Annotated in this window: 18 protein-coding genes, 1 other RNA gene and 1 pseudogene; 10 read left to right on the forward strand and 10 right to left on the reverse strand. The window is 43.1% G+C overall.

Annotation, left to right across the window (positions count from 1 at the left end):
* On the reverse strand, positions 1–312 hold a 312-nt coding region (locus tag IM456_RS01230), incomplete at its 3' end, for a type IIL restriction-modification enzyme MmeI (protein WP_353845516.1).
* A 425-nt stretch (positions 313–737) separates the two neighbouring features.
* On the opposite strand from IM456_RS01230, the gene IM456_RS01235 reads away from it, so the two are divergent.
* The 4 genes from IM456_RS01235 (at position 738) to IM456_RS01250 (ending at position 2,088) form a co-directional block, all read left to right on the forward strand.
* Positions 738–1,205 carry a DUF29 domain-containing protein gene (locus IM456_RS01235; protein WP_130758500.1) on the forward strand — a complete coding sequence of 156 codons (468 nt, stop codon included), beginning with the start codon at positions 738–740 and terminating at the stop codon, positions 1,203–1,205.
* Between the two features lie 272 nt (positions 1,206–1,477).
* Entirely contained in the window at positions 1,478–1,603 is a 126-nt protein-coding gene (locus tag IM456_RS01240; RefSeq protein WP_287691249.1) for a hypothetical protein, read from the forward strand.
* A gap of 27 nt (positions 1,604–1,630) precedes the next feature.
* Positions 1,631–1,810 (forward strand): hypothetical protein, encoded by a 180-nt coding sequence (locus IM456_RS01245; protein WP_002765124.1) that lies wholly within the window; start codon positions 1,631–1,633, stop codon positions 1,808–1,810.
* Positions 1,811–1,812: 2 nt separating this feature from the next.
* Entirely contained in the window at positions 1,813–2,088 is a 276-nt protein-coding gene (locus IM456_RS01250) for a hypothetical protein (protein ID WP_002742806.1), read from the forward strand.
* A gap of 204 nt (positions 2,089–2,292) precedes the next feature.
* Here the strand turns inward: IM456_RS01250 and IM456_RS01255 are convergent, their stop codons facing one another.
* The 5 genes from IM456_RS01255 to era form a co-directional block, all read right to left on the reverse strand.
* On the reverse strand, positions 2,293–2,568 hold the full coding sequence (locus IM456_RS01255) for a MoaD/ThiS family protein (RefSeq protein ID WP_002757903.1): 276 nt from the start codon (positions 2,566–2,568) through the stop codon (positions 2,293–2,295).
* Between the two features lie 107 nt (positions 2,569–2,675).
* Positions 2,676–3,980 carry a threonine synthase gene (gene thrC, locus IM456_RS01260; RefSeq protein WP_002783420.1) on the reverse strand — a complete coding sequence of 435 codons (1,305 nt, stop codon included), beginning with the start codon at positions 3,978–3,980 and terminating at the stop codon, positions 2,676–2,678.
* 546 nt (positions 3,981–4,526) lie between these two features.
* Positions 4,527–5,072: a 16S rRNA (guanine(966)-N(2))-methyltransferase RsmD gene (gene rsmD / locus IM456_RS01265; RefSeq protein ID WP_287691248.1), complete on the reverse strand. Its 546-nt coding sequence runs from the start codon at positions 5,070–5,072 to the stop codon at positions 4,527–4,529.
* A gap of 3 nt (positions 5,073–5,075) precedes the next feature.
* Positions 5,076–5,753, reverse strand: a complete 678-nt coding sequence (locus IM456_RS01270) for a uracil-DNA glycosylase family protein (protein WP_079208881.1) — start codon at positions 5,751–5,753, stop codon at positions 5,076–5,078.
* Positions 5,754–5,982: 229 nt separating this feature from the next.
* A complete protein-coding gene (gene era, locus IM456_RS01275) occupies positions 5,983–6,939 on the reverse strand; it encodes a GTPase Era (RefSeq protein ID WP_149987705.1) in 957 nt (318 codons plus the stop codon).
* A gap of 35 nt (positions 6,940–6,974) precedes the next feature.
* Here era and IM456_RS01280 point away from each other — a divergent pair, with 35 nt between their 5' ends.
* Entirely contained in the window at positions 6,975–7,742 is a 768-nt protein-coding gene (locus IM456_RS01280) for a DUF6816 family protein (protein ID WP_149987706.1), read from the forward strand.
* Positions 7,743–8,141: 399 nt separating this feature from the next.
* A complete protein-coding gene (locus IM456_RS01285; RefSeq protein ID WP_149987707.1) occupies positions 8,142–9,422 on the forward strand; it encodes an HhoA/HhoB/HtrA family serine endopeptidase in 1,281 nt (426 codons plus the stop codon).
* Positions 9,423–9,508: 86 nt separating this feature from the next.
* Here the strand turns inward: IM456_RS01285 and IM456_RS01290 are convergent, their stop codons facing one another.
* On the reverse strand, positions 9,509–11,188 hold the full coding sequence (locus tag IM456_RS01290) for a WD40 domain-containing protein (protein ID WP_149987708.1): 1,680 nt from the start codon (positions 11,186–11,188) through the stop codon (positions 9,509–9,511).
* A 965-nt stretch (positions 11,189–12,153) separates the two neighbouring features.
* On the opposite strand from IM456_RS01290, the gene ssrA reads away from it, so the two are divergent.
* Both ssrA and IM456_RS01300 read left to right on the forward strand, forming a co-directional pair.
* Positions 12,154–12,544, forward strand: a transfer-messenger RNA (tmRNA) gene (ssrA, locus tag IM456_RS01295).
* Positions 12,545–12,553: 9 nt separating this feature from the next.
* On the forward strand, positions 12,554–13,720 hold the full coding sequence (locus IM456_RS01300) for a pyridoxal phosphate-dependent aminotransferase (RefSeq protein ID WP_149987710.1): 1,167 nt from the start codon (positions 12,554–12,556) through the stop codon (positions 13,718–13,720).
* A gap of 118 nt (positions 13,721–13,838) precedes the next feature.
* On the opposite strand, the gene rsmH is transcribed toward IM456_RS01300, so the two are convergent.
* Complete coding sequence (gene rsmH / locus IM456_RS01305) at positions 13,839–14,717, reverse strand: 16S rRNA (cytosine(1402)-N(4))-methyltransferase RsmH (RefSeq protein WP_287691247.1); 879 nt, start codon at positions 14,715–14,717, stop codon at positions 13,839–13,841.
* A gap of 263 nt (positions 14,718–14,980) precedes the next feature.
* Positions 14,981–16,492, reverse strand: coding sequence for a threonine ammonia-lyase, biosynthetic (ilvA, locus tag IM456_RS01310; protein ID WP_287687399.1), 1,512 nt, complete (start codon positions 16,490–16,492; stop codon positions 14,981–14,983).
* 75 nt (positions 16,493–16,567) lie between these two features.
* Here ilvA and IM456_RS01315 point away from each other — a divergent pair, with 75 nt between their 5' ends.
* On the forward strand, positions 16,568–16,705 hold the full coding sequence (locus IM456_RS01315) for a hypothetical protein (protein WP_287712722.1): 138 nt from the start codon (positions 16,568–16,570) through the stop codon (positions 16,703–16,705).
* Here the strand turns inward: IM456_RS01315 and IM456_RS01320 are convergent.
* Positions 16,685–16,879, reverse strand: a complete 195-nt coding sequence (locus tag IM456_RS01320; RefSeq protein WP_287712723.1) for a type II toxin-antitoxin system HicB family antitoxin — start codon at positions 16,877–16,879, stop codon at positions 16,685–16,687. The genes IM456_RS01315 and IM456_RS01320 overlap by 21 nt on opposite strands.
* A 264-nt stretch (positions 16,880–17,143) precedes the next feature.
* Between IM456_RS01320 and IM456_RS01325 the strand changes: the two are divergent.
* Positions 17,144–17,228 (forward strand): annotated as a pseudogene (locus IM456_RS01325) (DUF3782 domain-containing protein); the annotation flags it as partial.

The following is a 17,228-nucleotide window of genomic DNA, read 5'->3' on the forward strand; positions in this document are numbered from 1 at the left end:
ACGCGGTAACTCATGTTCCTTTAAATTGGGAAAATAATCCTTAGCCTGTTGTGTGGCTTTTTCTAAATCTTTCCCCTTCGATTTATGCTCAACTAAAATCGTTCCTTTCCAGAGTAAATCAATAAAACCCTGTTTATTATCGGCTTTTTTTATCGGTTGCTCAAAACTAGCTACCCTACGCCGTGAAATGCCAAAGACATTAAAAAAATCATTCCAAAAAGATTGAGATTCTGCTTTTTCTGAAGTCTCTCCTTCCCACTCTTTTTGAAAAGTAATCGCGCGATTTTTTATTTCATTCCAACTTAAAGGCATAGTTTTAACTCCTTATCTTTCGCCGGTTTGCTCAAAGATAGTAGAAAATGGTGTAGGGAGCCAGATGCAGTCAGCAAGGGATACAGATAAGTAGCTGGTTATAATTAAATTGAAGATAAATTTTAGGTTCGATCCCCCCTGCCCCCCTTGATAAGGGGGGTGCCGATAGGCGGGGGGATCTCCCCTTGATAAGGGGGGTGCCGATAGGCGGGGGGATCTCCCCTTAATAAGGGGGGTGCCGATCCCCCCTTAGTCCCCCCTTGATAAGGGGGGCATCTGATAATTTTTAACGCCTACCTACTTAGTTTCAATTTTAGGTGATTTTTTGGTAAACTACAAGGGAAGCTAGAAATTAGTAACGCCTTGAGAATTGTAGCCGCTTAGTTATCAATCTAGTTATTGACTCGAACGAACAACCTATCGCTATGTCGAAAACTCTCTACGAACAAGATTTTCAAGTATGGCTCGCAACAACAATTAGCCACCTACAGAAGCGGGAATTTGCTGCACTGGATACTGATAACTTAATTGAGGAGTTAACCGAGTTGGGAAAATCGGAAAAAAGAACTTTAGAAAGTAATTTGATGATTCTTTTGGCTCACTTGCTCAAATTAAAAGTACAGCACGACGCACCGCCATCAATGAAGGATAGCTGGTATTGTTCTATTATTGAGCATCGCCAGCGAATTGAGAAAAACTTACGCAATACGCCTTCCCTGAAATCCTATCTAGAAACTGCTATCGAGGAAGCTTATCCAGATGCTCGTCAAGTAGCAATTAAGGAAGGGAAACTCCCTCAATTTGGTGTTCGGATTCCCCCAGAAAATGATTATCCTCAAATTTGTCCTTTCTTGCCAGAGCAAATCTTAGATGAGAACTTCTATGGCAATTGACTAGAGAAAAAAGTTAAATTTCAATTTTTGCATTACTCATGACTCGACTAACTCCAATCCCAATTGACGAAAACATCCTAATTTATATAGGGCTTGCTGAATAAATGTGAAATCTAGGCAAGGTAAGGGTTTTGTGGCTTTTCTCGCTCCCACAGGTGCAAGATTTTGAGAGAATCGTCGTTCAAAACCTTGCGTCTTCATCGGCCCGCGTCCTGTAGGGGCGAAGCATTCGGGCAATAACCTATCGGTGAAACCGTGGATTTTCTATCCGAATGCTTCGCCCGTACTTTTTCAGCAAACCCTATATAGAGTCCACCGATAACCTAGAAATTCCTGCCGAGACATTAGGAACAGAGGGAAGAATTGCTAAAGGGGTAATTTATCTACCAGATAATTGAAAATCATCACAATAATTATTTAGAAAAGTGGAACCTACAGAAGAACAGTATCTTGTCTTAAATGCTCTTGAAACTTTGGGACTCCTGCTCTTTAGAGTCTATGATGAAGATAATGGAGCTTGGCTAATCATTACTTCTAGTCTAACATTGCCCAGATCATACTTATTGCCTAATGGCGAAATTATTCCCCTAGAATGGATGCTTTAACCATGAAAAAACCGACAGAACTTCAACAGCAAGAATACGAAAGAATTGGCGAAATTGCAGCCAAAGGAAGACAGCGTTATCTAGAAGCAGGAGGCGACCAAAAAATCTGCCCTAGCGGAAGAAAAGGAAATGATTATTTAACCGATGAAGAACGTAAAGAAATTTTACAATTAGCCCGTCAGGTTTTTGGCGTTCAGATTAAAGATGGCCAAGTTTACTGTCAAGGACGGACTTGGAAAATATCCGATAAAAAAGTCTCAAAAGATACCGAAAAATGAACTAAATATTGCTAGAAAAAGGACATATAAAGCGCTTGAGATGAGTTCTCTGCTCAATCAACTGAGTATGGGTTACATATCAGGAGAGACAAAAAGCAATTTAAATGTGCGGACAGCTTAGAACTTACCTGAACAAAAGCCCCCAGAAAACATCACTTTCTAGGGGTCTAATTACAATTGACGGAAAACAAACTTATGGGGGGGTTAACCTCCAGCCACCGCAGGAACGATACTGACTTCATCGCCATCTTTTAAGGGGGTTTTTGTCCCATCGAGGAAGCGAATATCTTCACTGTTGACGTAGAAATTTAAAAAGCGCCGGGGTGCGCCCTCTTCATCGCATAAGCGAGCTTTAATCCCGGGGAAACTTGCTTCTAAGGATTCGATTAAACCACCGACACTACTAGCACTACACTCGATGGTAGCGTTATTTTCTGTAAATTTTTGCAGGGGAGTAGGAATGAGAACTTTTACAGCCATAGATATTAAAGGAAAAAGTGGAAAGGACGGTAAGCTGCACGCGAATTTAAATTGCTTGTGGAGATGAGGCAAGAGGATAATCGCCCCATCATCCCCGAACATCAATTCTAGACGAGAACCTGTTGCCATTCGAGGCGTTCGAGGGTGCGGGAACGTTCCAGGGCCCGTTCAAAGCTTTCTAATTTCGGTTCGATTAACAGGGGTTCACCGATATAACCCTGTACCGCTTCTTGGGTTTTTAGACCATTACCGGTGATATAAACGACCGTGGTTTCTTCGGGGTCGATTTTACCCGCTTCTACTAATTTTTTCAAGACGGCGATAGTTGTACCGCCCGCAGTTTCTGTGAAAATGCCTTCCGTTTCTGCCAAAAGTTTAATACCTTCGATAATTTCGGCATCGGTGACGGATTCAATATTACCGCCAGTTTTACGGGCAATATCAAGGGCATAAACACCATCGGCGGGATTACCAATAGCGATCGATTTGGCGATAGTATTGGGTTTAACTGGGGCGACAAAATCCCGTCCTTCCTTGAAAGCTTGGGCAATGGGGGAACAACCCTCCGCTTGAGCGCCACTAAAACGCACTGCTTTATCTGCCACCAAACCGACTTTGACGAATTCTTGGAAGCCTTTATAAATCTTGGTAAAGAGGGAACCACTGGCTAAAGGTGCGACAATATGATCGGGGAGTTTCCAGCCTAATTGTTCAGCTACTTCAAAGCCTAAGGTTTTGGAACCTTCGGAATAGTAGGGACGCAGATTGATGTTGACAAAACCCCAACCGTAGGTATTGCCCACTTCTGAACAGAGACGGTTAACCTGATCGTAATTGCCTTTAACCGCCATTACCGTGGGATTATAGATTAGGGTGCCGAGAATTTTGCCCGCTTCTAAATCGGAGGGAATGAAAACACAACAGTCTAAACCAGCGTGAGCGGCAATAGCGGCGGTGGAATTGGCCAGATTTCCCGTACTAGCACAGGAAACGGTAGTAAAACCTAATTCTTTGGCCCGGGTAAGGGCGACGGATACCACTCTATCTTTGAAGCTGAGAGTGGGCATATTGACGGCATCATTTTTAATGTAGAGATTTTTTAGACCCAAGCGCCGGGCTAAACGGTGGGATTTAACTAGGGGAGTCATACCCGTACCCACATCGATAGGATTTTCACTTTCCACTGGCAAAAAGGAACGATAGCGCCAGATGGAATTGGGACCTGCTTGAATGCTTTCTCTGGTAACGGTGCGACGGATGAGGTCGTAATCGTAGTCCACTTCTAGGGGGGCAAAGGTTTCTTCGCAGATATTCAGCGCTTTCAGGGGGTAAGAAGTCCCTCCTTCCTTAGAAACCAAGCGGGTAAAGGTGGGGATGAATTTTGAGGTTTCGATGTTTGTCGCTAGGGTCATGATTTTCCTGTCTTGCCGTCAACTGAATCTACAAGCATCCTATCACTCCCAAAATCTTGGTGTCAAATATACCCGACAAAAATAGTCGGGTATAAATTTATACAAAAATTAGGGGATAATCTGGGGAGAAGCAAGGGTTAAGGGGAGATGGTTAAGCTGCCGTGTCAGGAAACTTCGCTGTAGTTTCAGGTCAAAAAAAAGGACTAGAAGAATTTATTTAAGTTTTTTAGGAGTATATAGCCTATTTACTGCGGATTTTATCGAAATAAGCCCTAATTTTTCTTTAAATAGCTTAAACAGGAGGCGATTGACTGCGGTTGCCAGAAAGTTTCTCGCTTTGCTCAGGATGATTGTCAAGAAAAGTGACAAATTATGTGATTTTGTTGAGAAATAATAATTTTTTCTGGACTGTCAAATAAAATTGACCATTTTCGGCGGTCGGCAGGAGATTATTTTTATTTATTCTCCCTTCTCCCTAGTAAGGTAGGGTTGATTCATGAATCAACCCTACGGGGGCAGGGGGGATCAAACCTTAAGAGTCAGTGGTCAGGAGACATCGGCTTTTTGATAAAAAGTTAAGGTAGTATTGCCGTAGTGTTTTTGACGACAAATGGTTAAACCTTCTAGATTAATTGCTTGCCAAGATTTGGGATTGTGTTCCACGGCAATTTCCCCCAGAGAATCTAATAAATTAGATTGAGAGATGGCAGTTAGTACCGGTAAATATAACCCGCTTTCGTAGGGAGGGTCAAAATAAATTAAATCAAAACTTTTCCCCGCTAAAGTGGCTAACTTTGTCAGTACATCCCCCCGAATTACTTGGAATTGCTGGGGAGAAGTTGCTAAATTGCGCCAATTTTCCTTGATAATTTCGCCAGCGCGTCCTGATTGTTCAATTCCGATTACTAGACTAGCACCTCGACATAAAGCTTCCGCACCCATGCAACCATTCCCCGCACAAAGATCCAACCAACGACAGCCGGATAATTTCTGTTGCCAGATATTAAATAAAGCTTCTCGGACCCTTGCTGTCGTCGGACGGGTTAATTGTCCTGCTAGGGTTTTTATGGGACGATTGCCGTAAATTCTCATCGGTTAAAAGGCAAATTCAGTTAATCTTTTTTGTAATAAATCAGGAAAAAGAGCATAGTATCTTTGATTGAGAGGAGAGGGATGGGGGAGAGGCAATAAAGTCACTTTCTTTTGCTGTTTTAATCCATCTTCATCGGTAGCGGTAAGGGTAACTACCAGTTTTTTGGTAAAGCGTTCTTTATCAAGATAGAATTTATCCACTTCTCTGGGTTTACCGTAGGGTTCAAACCATTTAAAAGCTTCCGTACCAAGGGGAATGATATGATCACCTTGCCAATAAAAAACGAGCAGTTTTTCTATAAATGGACGGAAACGATCTTTCACTTCCCCAGAATAAGCTTTATTACCAGGAGGTTTGTAGGGAACTGTATTAGTTAAGAAAATTCGATCGCACACCGATAATAACTCTTGACGATCATGAGATTTTCTCCCCTGCCAAGCTTGAAAAAATCCCTCTCTTACCATTCTACCGGCAGCCCCGATCAAAGGTTGTCCTGCATACACTTCATCTCGTCCTAAATCCCGCCCAAAAAAGCATAACTGACTAGCAAGATTACCAGCATACAAAACTGGTTCAAGGGGATCTTTTTTGGCCTCTTGGTAAATTAGGGTATCGATGGGAAAATCCTCTTTTTTTGCCTCTTGGTGTACCTGTTTAATTAGGGTTTTAATATCGGTCATTTCAGTTATCAGTTATCAGTTATCAGTTATCAGTTATCAGATGTGAGTTTTCAGTTATCAGATGTGAGTTTTCAGTTCAGTGATTACTGTTTACTGTTTACTGGACGGCTACGCCGTGCCTTTGGCAACACTGAAAAAAGCTTCTCCCTACACCCTACACCCCACACCCTACACCCCACACCCTACACCCCACACCCTACACCCCACACCCTACACCCCACACCCCAATTCACTCCTCGGTGCGATAGCCAAATTCTGCTAAAAGTGAGCGAGATTGTCGCCATTTTGGTTCTACCTTCACAAATAATTTTAAATATACCTCCCCGGCGATTAACTTTTGAATAGCCGATCGCGCGGAAGAGCCGATCGCTTTTAACATACTGCCATTTTTACCGATGACGATCCCTTTTTGGGAAGCTCGTTCCACGTTAATGGCGGCAAAAACCTTGGTTAAAGCGGGAGTTTCCTCGACGCGTTCAATCACCACTGCCACAGAATGGGGAATTTCCTGACGGGTTTGCCGTAAAATCTGTTCACGGATTAATTCGCCCATAATAAACCTTTCCGGTTGATCGGTGACTAAATCGGGGGGATAGTAGTAGGGACCGACTTCGAGGGAATCAATTAACAGATTTTGTAATTCTTCCATTCCCGTCCCCTCCAGTGCCGAAAACTTGAGCAGAGGCCAGTTATTTTCCGCCGCTAAGGTGCGATAACTATCGTCTAGAGGCTCCCGGTCTTCCGGTTGCTGATCGGCTTTATTTAGCCCTAAAATCGTGGGAGTTTGGTTTTTAGTCAGTAAATCGGCGATATAGCGATCGCCACTACCCAAAAAATTGCTACTATCGACAACAAATAAAACTAAATCTACAGAATTTATGGCGTTTTCGGCATTTTTAACTAAAACTTTGCCTAATTCGTGATGGGGCTTGTGAATGCCGGGGGTATCGACAAAAATCATCTGAGCGCGCTCGCTGGTGACAATGCCGCGTAAACGGTTGCGGGTAGTTTGAGCGATGGGAGAAGTAATGGCGATTTTTTGTCCCACTAATTGATTCATCAGGGTAGATTTGCCCACATTGGGACGACCAATAATGCCAATAAAACCCGATTTAAAACCGGTCGGTGGGATGGGAATTACTGCCGAATCGAGATTAACGGCTTGAGAGTTGATAAAATCGTTCATAATTAAAGAATATTACTTAAAAAATATTTTTACCCATGCAAAGGATAATTTTGTTCTTGTTAGTATTTATTCTAGGCTGTAGTAACCATTTAGAATTATCTATAGCGGGAAATTTAAGCGATCGCTTAACCGATTATCCTCGCTGGATGACTAAACCGGTGGTTAGTTTTGCCAGCGGAGATTTAGTTTATCCCGATTGGATGGTAGGCAATTGGACTGTCACCAGTACTCTGATCGATTTAACCGCTCCTCTTGCTCCCCAGATTATCACACCTGGTTTTGAAAGTAATCGTCGTTACCTAGAACAATCGATCGAGTTTCCAGTGAGATTCATTGAGAAAGCTATGTCCAGACCGATAAATGCTGCCTTTTTATCCACCATTATCAGTAAACCATCGATTGTGGCCGATCGATCCTTTAATGGTTTAGCAATTAGTCGCGCCTACTTAGGTAATCAATCGGTATTATCGGTAAAAACTGACCCCAATAATCCCAATCGTCAGATTACCTTTTTACGGGGCGCTCATCAACTAATTTCCACGGTAATTGCCAGAAATAGCGAAACTCCTAGCCGAAATCAATTTATTGCCACAGAAATCAGTCAACAAATTTTCCGGGGAGAAACCAATACTTATCTTAATGAGGTGGAAACCACCACCGCCTATCAGTTATTATCTGCCGATAAAATTCTAGGCGATCAGGTGACAGCCATTTATCTTTCCCCCCAATCGCCGGATTATTTCCAAGCGCCGAATCGTCCTGTGGCTTTGTATCGTTATCGCCTAGAATTGCTGAAAGATTAATATTACCAGTGGTTAAACCCTGCTGAAACCGGCGCAGTCTTTCCACGTCCTGTTTAAAAAGTATAGGGGGAGCTTTTCGGTGATCAGTAAACAGCAATCAGTAATCAGTGGGGGGTTGGGGAGCAGGGAGAAGGGGAATTATGAATTGGGGAGCAGGGAGAGGGGGAGAAGAAATAAAAGCTGACTCCTGACTCCTGACTCCTGACTCCTGAATACTGAATACTGATAGGACAATGACCTTGTAATCAAAACTTCATGTCTGCGTCACAGTAAGTTCATATCCGCTGCCTAAATTAGAGATAGTCAGTCCTCAGCCGTTTTCCGAAACACTCCTCTCACACCCACGATTACTAGGACTGACTTTTATTCCCTTCTCAGAATGGTTAAACAATAAAAACTATGACTCGCAATATTTTTAACGATAATATTTCCCCGCGCAACGAAGGCAATCCTAAACGCTCCAAATCTTCTGCGATGAAAAAACTTTTTGCCTATTCCTCTTTACTGGTTTTGGGTGCCGGGTTAGGTATCGGTGCTACCTATGCCTACAGCCAAAATCCTCTAGAATTAGCCCAAAATATTGCCACCGCTGCCAATAATCCTCGCCCCTCCACACCAGCGGCAGCCGCTACCTCGTCTCTGGTTATTCCTACCAATTTTGTCGCTTCTGTGGTGCAAGAAGTGGGGCCGGCGGTGGTGAGAATTAATGCTTCTCGGGAAGTCAATGGAGGCGGTGATTTTTCGGAATTTGCTAACGATCCTGTTTTCCGTCGCTTCTTCGGCTCCCAAATACCAGAGCGAGGAGAAAAACAAGTTCAAAGAGGTACAGGTTCGGGGTTTATTATCAGTAATGACGGTAAAATTATCACCAATGCTCACGTTGTCGAGGGAGCAGATAAGGTGACTGTCACCCTCAAAGATGGTCGCACTATCGATGGCAAAGTTTTAGGTAGTGATCCTTTAACTGATGTGGCAGTGGTACAGGTAGAAACGAGCAATTTACCCACGGTTAAATTAGGTAATTCTGATAGTTTACAGGTGGGAGAATGGGCGATCGCTATCGGTAATCCTTTGGGATTAGATAACACTGTCACCACGGGAATTATTAGTGCCAAGGAACGCAATAGCTCCCAAATTGGTGCTAGTGATAAACGGGTGGATTTCCTGCAAACCGATGCGGCAATTAACCCTGGAAATTCCGGCGGACCTTTGTTAAATGCTCGGGGAGAAGTCATCGGAGTTAACACTGCTATCATTCAAAATGCCCAGGGTTTAGGTTTTGCTATTCCGATTAAGACTGCCCAAAGAATCGCCGAACAATTAATCGCTACAGGTAAGGTGGAACATCCCTATCTCGGTGTTCAAATGGTACAGTTAACCCCAGAGGTAAAAGAACAATTAGCCGATAGTCCTATGGCTGATAATTGGACTATCCCCGATGATTCTGGTGTCTTGTTAGTGCGGGTAATGAGAGATTCTCCTGCCGCAGCAGCGGGATTGCGATCGGGTGATGTGTTAAAGTCTGTAGGTGGTAAGAATGTCACCGATCCCGATGCGGTTCAGGAAATTGTTGCTAATACTCAAATTGGCGATAATTTGCCCGTAGAAATTAGCCGAGAAGGACAAAAAATTAATCTGAATATTCAAGTGGGTAGCTTGAATACTGCTAACAGATCTTAGTCTAGAAGATAATTTGTAGAGAGCTTGTTAGTAAGCTCTCTATATTATCGAAAGATAGTTAAATACTTGACCCTACGCTGACAATTTTACTGTTGCAAGACAGAAAATAAAAACCGCTCGTAAGCTCGATTAATTTTTTGCATAATTTTAATCGCCATGTCCGAAGAATTGTGATCGGGGTGATACTGACGAGCAAGCTGATAATATCTTTGCTTAACTTCTGAAAAACTGGCATTCTTAGAAACTTCTAAAACCTCCCACCAATCCTCGGAATCGGAGGGTAATATTTCTAATTCTCCTAACATTTCTGACCATATTTTTACCTTATCTCCATAACTACCTGTAATTAAAAACTGACCGTCAGGACTAAATTTTAAGGGAGCAGTTCCCCGTAAAGTTTTAATTAGTTCTCCTGTTTGTCCTTGCCAAATTTTAATTTCTGTTCGGGAAGCACTAGCAATTAGATGGCGATGAGGATTAATAGCAATACTGATAATTGCCTGCTCGTGTGCCTGCCAAATTTTAATAATTTCTCCTGTCTTTATATCCCAGATTTTAATCGTTTTATCACTACCGCCACTAATTAGATATTGACCATCATTACTAAAAGCTAAACTGTTAACGGCTGCCCTGTCACCGATAAAAGTTTGATAAGCATAACTATTATCAAATCGCCATAATTTAATAGTTTTATCATCACTACCACTAGCAATAATTTGGCTATCGGGACTAATAGCACAGGTATTAACTGCCTCCTCATGACCGATTAAAGTTCGCTGCAATTCTCCTGTATAATAACCCCAGATTCGCAGAGTTTTGTCATTACTAGCACTAACAATAAATCTTTCATTGGCAGCAAAAGCTAATTGTAAAATTACACCATCGTGGCTATGGGGAGCATTTACACGAGCGAAAAAACTACTTTTATACTGCTTAGTGTCTAATTGCCACTGACTAATTCTGCCATCCAATCCACCAGCAATAATCGATTTACCGTTAGGACTTATAGCCAGAGTTTGGAGCGGTTCATTAACTCCCACAAAGGAATAAATTAATTTACCCGTTTCTCGCTGCCAAAGTTTTATGGTTTGATCTTCTCCCGCACTAGCGATAATTTTACCATCAGGACTAACATCGATCGCCCCAATATTTGCCTGATGACCTTTAAGAGTTTGGAAACACTGCCAAGATAAACGCTCTGGAATAGTAATTTCTGTAGAATATAACTGTTGATTTGCCTGAATAGATACTTCTTCCAACAGTTGCTGTAGTTCTGCCTCTAGATTTTCATATTTTCGCGTAACTTCTTGCCAAAATAAAGCTTCTTCGTACTCTCTAGTAATGCGATCAAAAAATTCTAGATTGCTATAAAAATTATTGTCGGAGTAGGTGGGAGATAACATTTTCATCAGTCCGTAGATTCCTAACCCGACTAGGCCACCAGCGATCGCCATAGAACCGACACCAACACCGAAAGCTGTACCTTTAACTGCCACTCCCACACCCCCAAAGGTAGAGTAGATACCGATTCCGCCAAGGCTTCCTGTCCCCAAAGCTAACCCGACATTGTGATCGTTTGTTTCTAGTCCTTGCAGACTGGCATAAATTGCCGAACTTGTCAGGATGCCAATCCCCGTCATTCCCACTAAACCGACGCTTATACCGCCAAATCCGCCGACTAAGCCAATATTTCCCAGACAAGCAGATAAATTGGCTCCTGTGACTCCACCGACGGCAGGAATAACAAAATCGAGCTTTTTAGCCATATTTTTGCGAAATAATCAAGTTAGTCATCGGGTTTCTCCTATAGAGTTTAGCCTAGTTTGTTATCGACGACTGACTCCCCAAAGTGGTAGCTTTCCCTCCTGCCCCCTGCCCCCTGCCGACCGCCTCTTTCAAGTCAGTCCCAATGAAAAAATCTTCACCCCTACAGATGAAAGAGGTTTCCTTCCCTACACCCCTAGGGTTGATTCAAGGTAGGGTTGATTCAAGGTAGGGTTGATTCATGAATCAACCCTACCCACACCCCACACCCCACACCCTCTTTCCAGTCAGAGGCAATCAGGGCAAAATGATAAGTATTTTATATGTAAATAGCTTCAATGCTTAAAAATATTTAAATTTACAATCGGTAATATTTATTTTTACTTAAGAATTTATTGAGAATAATTTTTATTTATTTACGAGGTGGCAATACTTCCAGCGATTCTGGTATAATTTTGCATTATGCTATGGTGGGTTTCACTGTAATTTTTAGGGTTTTAATGATCTGGGTTGTCTTAAAACCCTTGCTAAATCTAGACTTTTCCCTTGAGCAAAACCAAACACTTTCGCCAATTCTCCCTTTTTTTCCGAACAACGTTGATCTAATTTTTGTGTAGTTTTGTTGCCAAGTCAAATTTTTTTTGACAAAATGCCTAAATTGTGGTATGGAGATAGATTGTTGATAGGTGGCAATTCAAACCGAGGCAATCAATAATTAGGGGAGGGTTAGGGAATTTAACCGAAAATTGGGAAGATTCAGAAGAATTAGCCGAAGAACTGGATAATATCTGGGACGAGAGAACCTGATGGCTTATCTCTTTGATACCGATGCCATTTCAGAAAAATCAGCGATAAAAACCTTTTTTACCGATCTAGCCCGGCTCTAACGCCTGGGAAGGGAAAAATCCTCAATTGAGCCGAAATTAGCTTAATCAAAAAATATGCTATAATCAGAATGTAAGCACAAGGGGCCGTAACGGTTTCGACAGGTTAGCGAAAGCTCCCCCGTGATACAGGTCGAGAGTGAGTCTCCTCTCGTAAATCAAAGGCTCAAACAAAAAGTAAATGCGAACAACATCGTTCCTTTCGCTCGTAAAGCCGCTCCTGTAGCTGCCTAATAGTCTCTAATCGACTCGAGCATTCATAGTTTGACTCCGTTAAGGACTATGGATCAACCCCCAACGGATGCCACGTTTAACTTTCTCTAGTTAGTTAACCGTCTAAGCTTTAACTAGAGCATCCCACTGTCCGGGATAAGTGACAGTCCCCGTTTCGAGGGTAATCGAAACTAAACCTGTGAATGAACGGACAGTCAATACCTAATTTGGACAGCAGTTCGACTCTGCTCGGCTCCATTGATTACTTTAATGAGAAACCTTCTCTCCCGCATGGACGGGGTACAAACACCGATTATTCCCGTGGTCGGTCAATTAATTAAAGCGAACCCCGGCACTATTTCCCTAGGTCAAGGGGTTGTTTCCTATGAACCACCCCGGGAGGCAATCGAATCTCTATCTTTATTCTTAGCTAATCCCAAAAATCATCAATATCAATCTGTGGCGGGAATTCCCCCCTTATTAGCAGTAATTCAGCAAAAACTAGCCGAAGATAATCGGGTAGAAATCAGCGATAAACAGGCAATTTTTGTGACGGCGGGCAGTAATATGGCCTTTATGAATGCCATTTTAGCCATTACTTCCCCGGGGGATGAAATTATTCTCAACACTCCCTTTTATTTCAATCATGAAATGGCCATAAAAATGGCTGATTGTCAAGTAATTTTGGTTGCCACAGACAAAAATTATCAATTGCGTCCGGCCGCCATTGAAGAGGCAATCACGGAAAAAACTAAGGCAGTGGTGACGATTTCTCCTAATAATCCCACGGGAGTAGTTTATCCAGAAAATACCCTAAGAGAAGTCAATCGCATCTGTCAAAAAAAGGGCATCTATCACATTCATGATGAGGCCTATGAGTATTTTACCTATAATCATGCCCGCCACTTTTCCCCGGCGGCAATTGTTGGTAGTGAATCCTGGACTATTTCCTTATTTAGTCTCTCAAAAGCCTACGGTTTTGCCAGTTGGCGCATTGGTTATATGGTAGTACCAGAACATTTATCTGAGGCGATTAATAAGATTCAGGATACTATTTTAATCTGTCCGCCGGTAGTTTCGCAATACGCGGCTCTGGGAGCGTTACAGGTGGGTAAAAGCTATCCTTTAGAACAGTTAAAAACCATCATTCAAGTTAGAGAAATTTGCCTGAATGCTCTAGAATCGATTAGGGATATCTGTGATGTTGCCACTGCGGAAGGGGCTTTTTATTTCTTCCTGAAAATTACCACAGACAAGAATGATTTTCAGTTAGTTAAAAGTTTAATTGAGCAGCAGCGGGTGGCGGTGTTACCCGGTTCAACTTTTGGGATAACGGAAGGCTGTTATTTGCGTCTTGCCTACGGTGCTTTATCTCCAGAAACGGCTTTAGCGGCAGTGGAAAGATTGGTAAAGGGACTGCGTTATTTTAGTCAGTGATTTTCAAGAATAAATACTGGCTTTCTTTCTTGGTTTTTACTTTACCACAGCCTTTGTCTTCAAGATAACGACTCCCTAAAACCAGAGAGTTTGTACCTCACCATTAAGATAACTGCTATCAGATAACCTCTGATTCTATCTTTTGGGCTATTCTTAGTTTAGCCGAACGAGAACGAGGATTTTTAGCTTGTTCTTCTCGACTGGGAATAATCGGCTTTTTCGTGATAATTTTCAAGGAATTATCTTCGCGAAAGCCATACTTGATCAGACGATCTTCTAGACTATGAAAACTGATCATAGCGATAATTCCCCCGGATTTTAGCCAGTGGGGGGCTTGATCTAACAATTGTTGCAGAGAATCTAATTCTTGATTAACAGCGATGCGTAGGGATTGAAAAACCCGCGTTGCCGGATGAATACGTCCATAACGGTAACTAGCGGGGACAGAACTAGCGATGACAGCCGCTAATTCAGTAGTGGTAGTAAAAGGACGTTTTTGGACGATCGAGCGAGCAATAGGACGAGATAAACGTTCTTCTCCGTATTGATAAAAAAGATCTGCTAATTCTTTTTCGTGCCAATGGTTGATAATATCGGCTGCCGTCAGGGATTGACAGCGATCCATCCGCATATCTAAGGCTGCCGTGTGGCGAAAACTAAAGCCGCGCTCGCTCTGATCGAATTGGGGAGAACTGACTCCTAAATCGGCGATAATGCCATCAAAACTGCTATTTTGTCCATTATAATCGGCGAAGTTCCCCCACCAGAGGGTTAAACGGCTATCTAGATAGGGGGCAAGACTAATTTTAGCGGCTTCCAGGGCGCTTTGATCGCGATCGATGGCGGTTACTGTCGTTTCGGGATGAGCTTCTAAAAGCAAGCGGCTGTGTCCACCACCGCCTAGGGTAAGATCGAGATAATGTCCCCCGGGTTGAATATTTAAGCCGGCGATTAATTCTTGACTCAAAACGGGAATATGGGGAAAATCTTGATTCATCTGCTGATAACTTCCTGAAAATGGCGATTTAACCTAGGGTTTGCTGAAAAAGTTTGTTGGTGGGGGCAGGGTGTGGGGTGTGGGGTGTGGGGTGTGGGGTGTAGGGTGTAGGGTTTTACCGATTTTGGGGTAGTCAGTTACCTAATTTTCAGGGAAAAAGTGCCTGAATTTTACCCCCGATCACTCCAATGGTCAGCACTTTTTGAGGGGAAAAAAGTCTAAAAGCCTTATCCAACAAGGTTTTTAGATTTATTCAGCCAACTCTAACCTAAAAATAACTGATAGGCCGGATTTTGACTTTCATCCCAATAGCGATAGCCGAGAGTATCGAGAAAAGCTTGCCATTGATTCATTTCATCGGGGGGGACCTGTATGCCCACGACGATGCGCCCGTAATCGGCCCCGTTATTGCGATAATGGAAAACGCTGATATTCCAGTGGGGACTCATGGAGGCGACAAATTTCATTAAAGCCCCCGGTCGTTCGGGAAACTCGAAGCGATAAAATAATTCATGATCGGCTAAATGCGATCGCCCTCCCACCATGTGGCGCAGATGCAATTTAGTCAATTCGTCATCGCTAATATCGAGGGTTTTAAAGCCGCAAGCTTCAAAACTCTCGGCTAATTTCTTGGCATCGCTGCGATTTTCGATCTGGGCGCCGACAAAAATATGTGCTTCTTTTTCATCGGCAATGCGATAACTAAATTCGGTTAAATTGCGTTTGCCGACACATTCGCAAAAACGGCGTAAACTGCCAGGCTCTTCGGGAATAGTCACAGCATACAACGCCTCGCGCCGTTCCCCTAATTCTGCCCTTTCCGCCACAAACCGCAGACGATCAAAGTTCATATTCGCCCCACAAGCCACAGCAACGAGGGTTTTATCCTCAATTCCTTCTCTTTCTACATAAGCTTTCGCTCCTGCTACCGCTAACGCCCCCGCAGGTTCTAAAATCGAGCGTGTATCTTGAAAAACATCCTTAATCGCCGCACAGATATCATCCGTATCCACTAGGATAATCTCATCCACATACTGCTGACAGAGACGAAAAGTCTCCTCTCCCACCTCGCGCACCGCCACCCCATCGGCAAATAATCCCACTTGGGACAAACGCACCCGATAACCGGCTTTTAGGGATTGATTCATCGCGTCTGAGTCCACAGGTTCCACCCCAATAATTTTAATTTCTGGACGTAAACGCTTGACATAGGCTGCAATACCTGATACTAGTCCACCGCCACCAATAGCGACAAAAATCGCCTCGATCGGTTGCTGATATTGTCGTAAAATTTCCATACCGATCGTACCCTGGCCGGCGATTACCTCCGGGTCATCGAAGGGATGGATAAAAGTTAAGCCTTTTTCCTGTTCTAACTGCCGCGCGTAGGTGTAGGCATCATCGTAGGTGTCACCGTGCAGGACGACAATCCCGCCCCGGGCTTTTACCGCATCGATTTTGACTTGCGGAGTGGTGACAGGCATAACGATAATCGCTTGGGTTCCCAATTGCCGCGCCCCCAAAGCGACTCCCTGGGCATGATTTCCCGCCGAAGCAGCAATTACACCTTTTTGTAACAAATCCCTTGACAAATGCGCCATTTTGTTGTATGCGCCGCGCAGTTTAAAAGAGAAAACCGACTGCATATCCTCGCGCTTGAGTAAAAGCTGATTGTGCAAGCGTTGGGAGAGATTGGGGGCAAGTTCCAAGGGGGTTTCTTGGGCGACATCGTAGACGCGTGCGGTGAGGATTTGAACCAGGTAATCGCAGTACATTATTCTTTTTTGGCGGTGGGGATTCGCGAGTCAGAGTGTAGAGTGTAGGTTGGGTTGAGGCACGAAACCCAACCAATGTCCTATTATCAAATAATTATCAATGATTTTGCCCGGTTATCGGATGGGGTGTTGGGCAACAGTCGTCAACCCAACCTACCTTCTACCTTTCTATTTTCTCATAAAGCTATCTATTCACCGCTCATGGGAAGATAAGGAATAAGTCGGTTGATTAGGGTTTTTATTCAGGGTTTGGCAATCCGTTAAGTATTGTTCAATGACGGTTTTAAAAGCTTGTTCTAGTTCATCAACGGAAAGACCATCAAAAACGATAATATCTTCTATGTTGATGACACGACCCCAGGAGCTAAAACCGCGATCGCCCTTAATCCCTTTCCCCCAAAATTCAAACTACGATCGCATTTTTAATTGATAGTTGATAATGAATAGTTGATAATTATCCATTGTCAATTGTCCATTATCCATTGACCGCGATCGCCTTTTGACCTTTGACCCCTTCCCCTTGAACTGCGATCGCTGATTAGTTGATAGTCAATAATTGATTGAAAAAACACGGATAAGAAGCTAGGGACATTTTTTCTGGGCCAAGTCGCTAGAATGGGACTAGACTTCTCAAGCTTGAAGAATCTTCCTATGTCAGACGCTGTAACGATCGCCGATATTTACAAGTTATTTGAAAGAACTGAGGCCCAATTTGCCGAGTTTCAAAAGGAAGCTG

The sequence above is a fragment of the Microcystis sp. M079S1 genome (assembly GCF_020246425.1).
In the GTDB taxonomy this organism is placed as follows: domain Bacteria; phylum Cyanobacteriota; class Cyanobacteriia; order Cyanobacteriales; family Microcystaceae; genus Microcystis; species Microcystis aeruginosa.

What these genes read in the sequence shown, in the direction of transcription:
- IM456_RS01235 (WP_130758500.1), top strand. Translation starts at nt 738, where the DNA reads ATGTCGAAAACTCTCTACGAACAAGATTTTCAAGTATGGCTCGCAACA.
- IM456_RS01240 (WP_287691249.1), top strand. Translation starts at nt 1,478, where the DNA reads ATGCTTCGCCCGTACTTTTTCAGCAAACCCTATATAGAGTCCACCGAT.
- IM456_RS01250 (WP_002742806.1), top strand. Translation starts at nt 1,813, where the DNA reads ATGAAAAAACCGACAGAACTTCAACAGCAAGAATACGAAAGAATTGGC.
- IM456_RS01255 (WP_002757903.1), bottom strand. Translation starts at nt 2,568, where the DNA reads ATGGCTGTAAAAGTTCTCATTCCTACTCCCCTGCAAAAATTTACAGAA.
- thrC (WP_002783420.1), bottom strand. Translation starts at nt 3,980, where the DNA reads ATGACCCTAGCGACAAACATCGAAACCTCAAAATTCATCCCCACCTTT.
- rsmD (WP_287691248.1), bottom strand. Translation starts at nt 5,072, where the DNA reads ATGAGAATTTACGGCAATCGTCCCATAAAAACCCTAGCAGGACAATTA.
- IM456_RS01270 (WP_079208881.1), bottom strand. Translation starts at nt 5,753, where the DNA reads ATGACCGATATTAAAACCCTAATTAAACAGGTACACCAAGAGGCAAAA.
- era (WP_149987705.1), bottom strand. Translation starts at nt 6,939, where the DNA reads ATGAACGATTTTATCAACTCTCAAGCCGTTAATCTCGATTCGGCAGTA.
- IM456_RS01280 (WP_149987706.1), top strand. Translation starts at nt 6,975, where the DNA reads ATGCAAAGGATAATTTTGTTCTTGTTAGTATTTATTCTAGGCTGTAGT.
- IM456_RS01285 (WP_149987707.1), top strand. Translation starts at nt 8,142, where the DNA reads ATGACTCGCAATATTTTTAACGATAATATTTCCCCGCGCAACGAAGGC.
- IM456_RS01290 (WP_149987708.1), bottom strand. Translation starts at nt 11,188, where the DNA reads ATGGCTAAAAAGCTCGATTTTGTTATTCCTGCCGTCGGTGGAGTCACA.
- IM456_RS01300 (WP_149987710.1), top strand. Translation starts at nt 12,554, where the DNA reads ATGAGAAACCTTCTCTCCCGCATGGACGGGGTACAAACACCGATTATT.
- rsmH (WP_287691247.1), bottom strand. Translation starts at nt 14,717, where the DNA reads ATGAATCAAGATTTTCCCCATATTCCCGTTTTGAGTCAAGAATTAATC.
- ilvA (WP_287687399.1), bottom strand. Translation starts at nt 16,492, where the DNA reads ATGTACTGCGATTACCTGGTTCAAATCCTCACCGCACGCGTCTACGAT.
- IM456_RS01315 (WP_287712722.1), top strand. Translation starts at nt 16,568, where the DNA reads ATGTCCTATTATCAAATAATTATCAATGATTTTGCCCGGTTATCGGAT.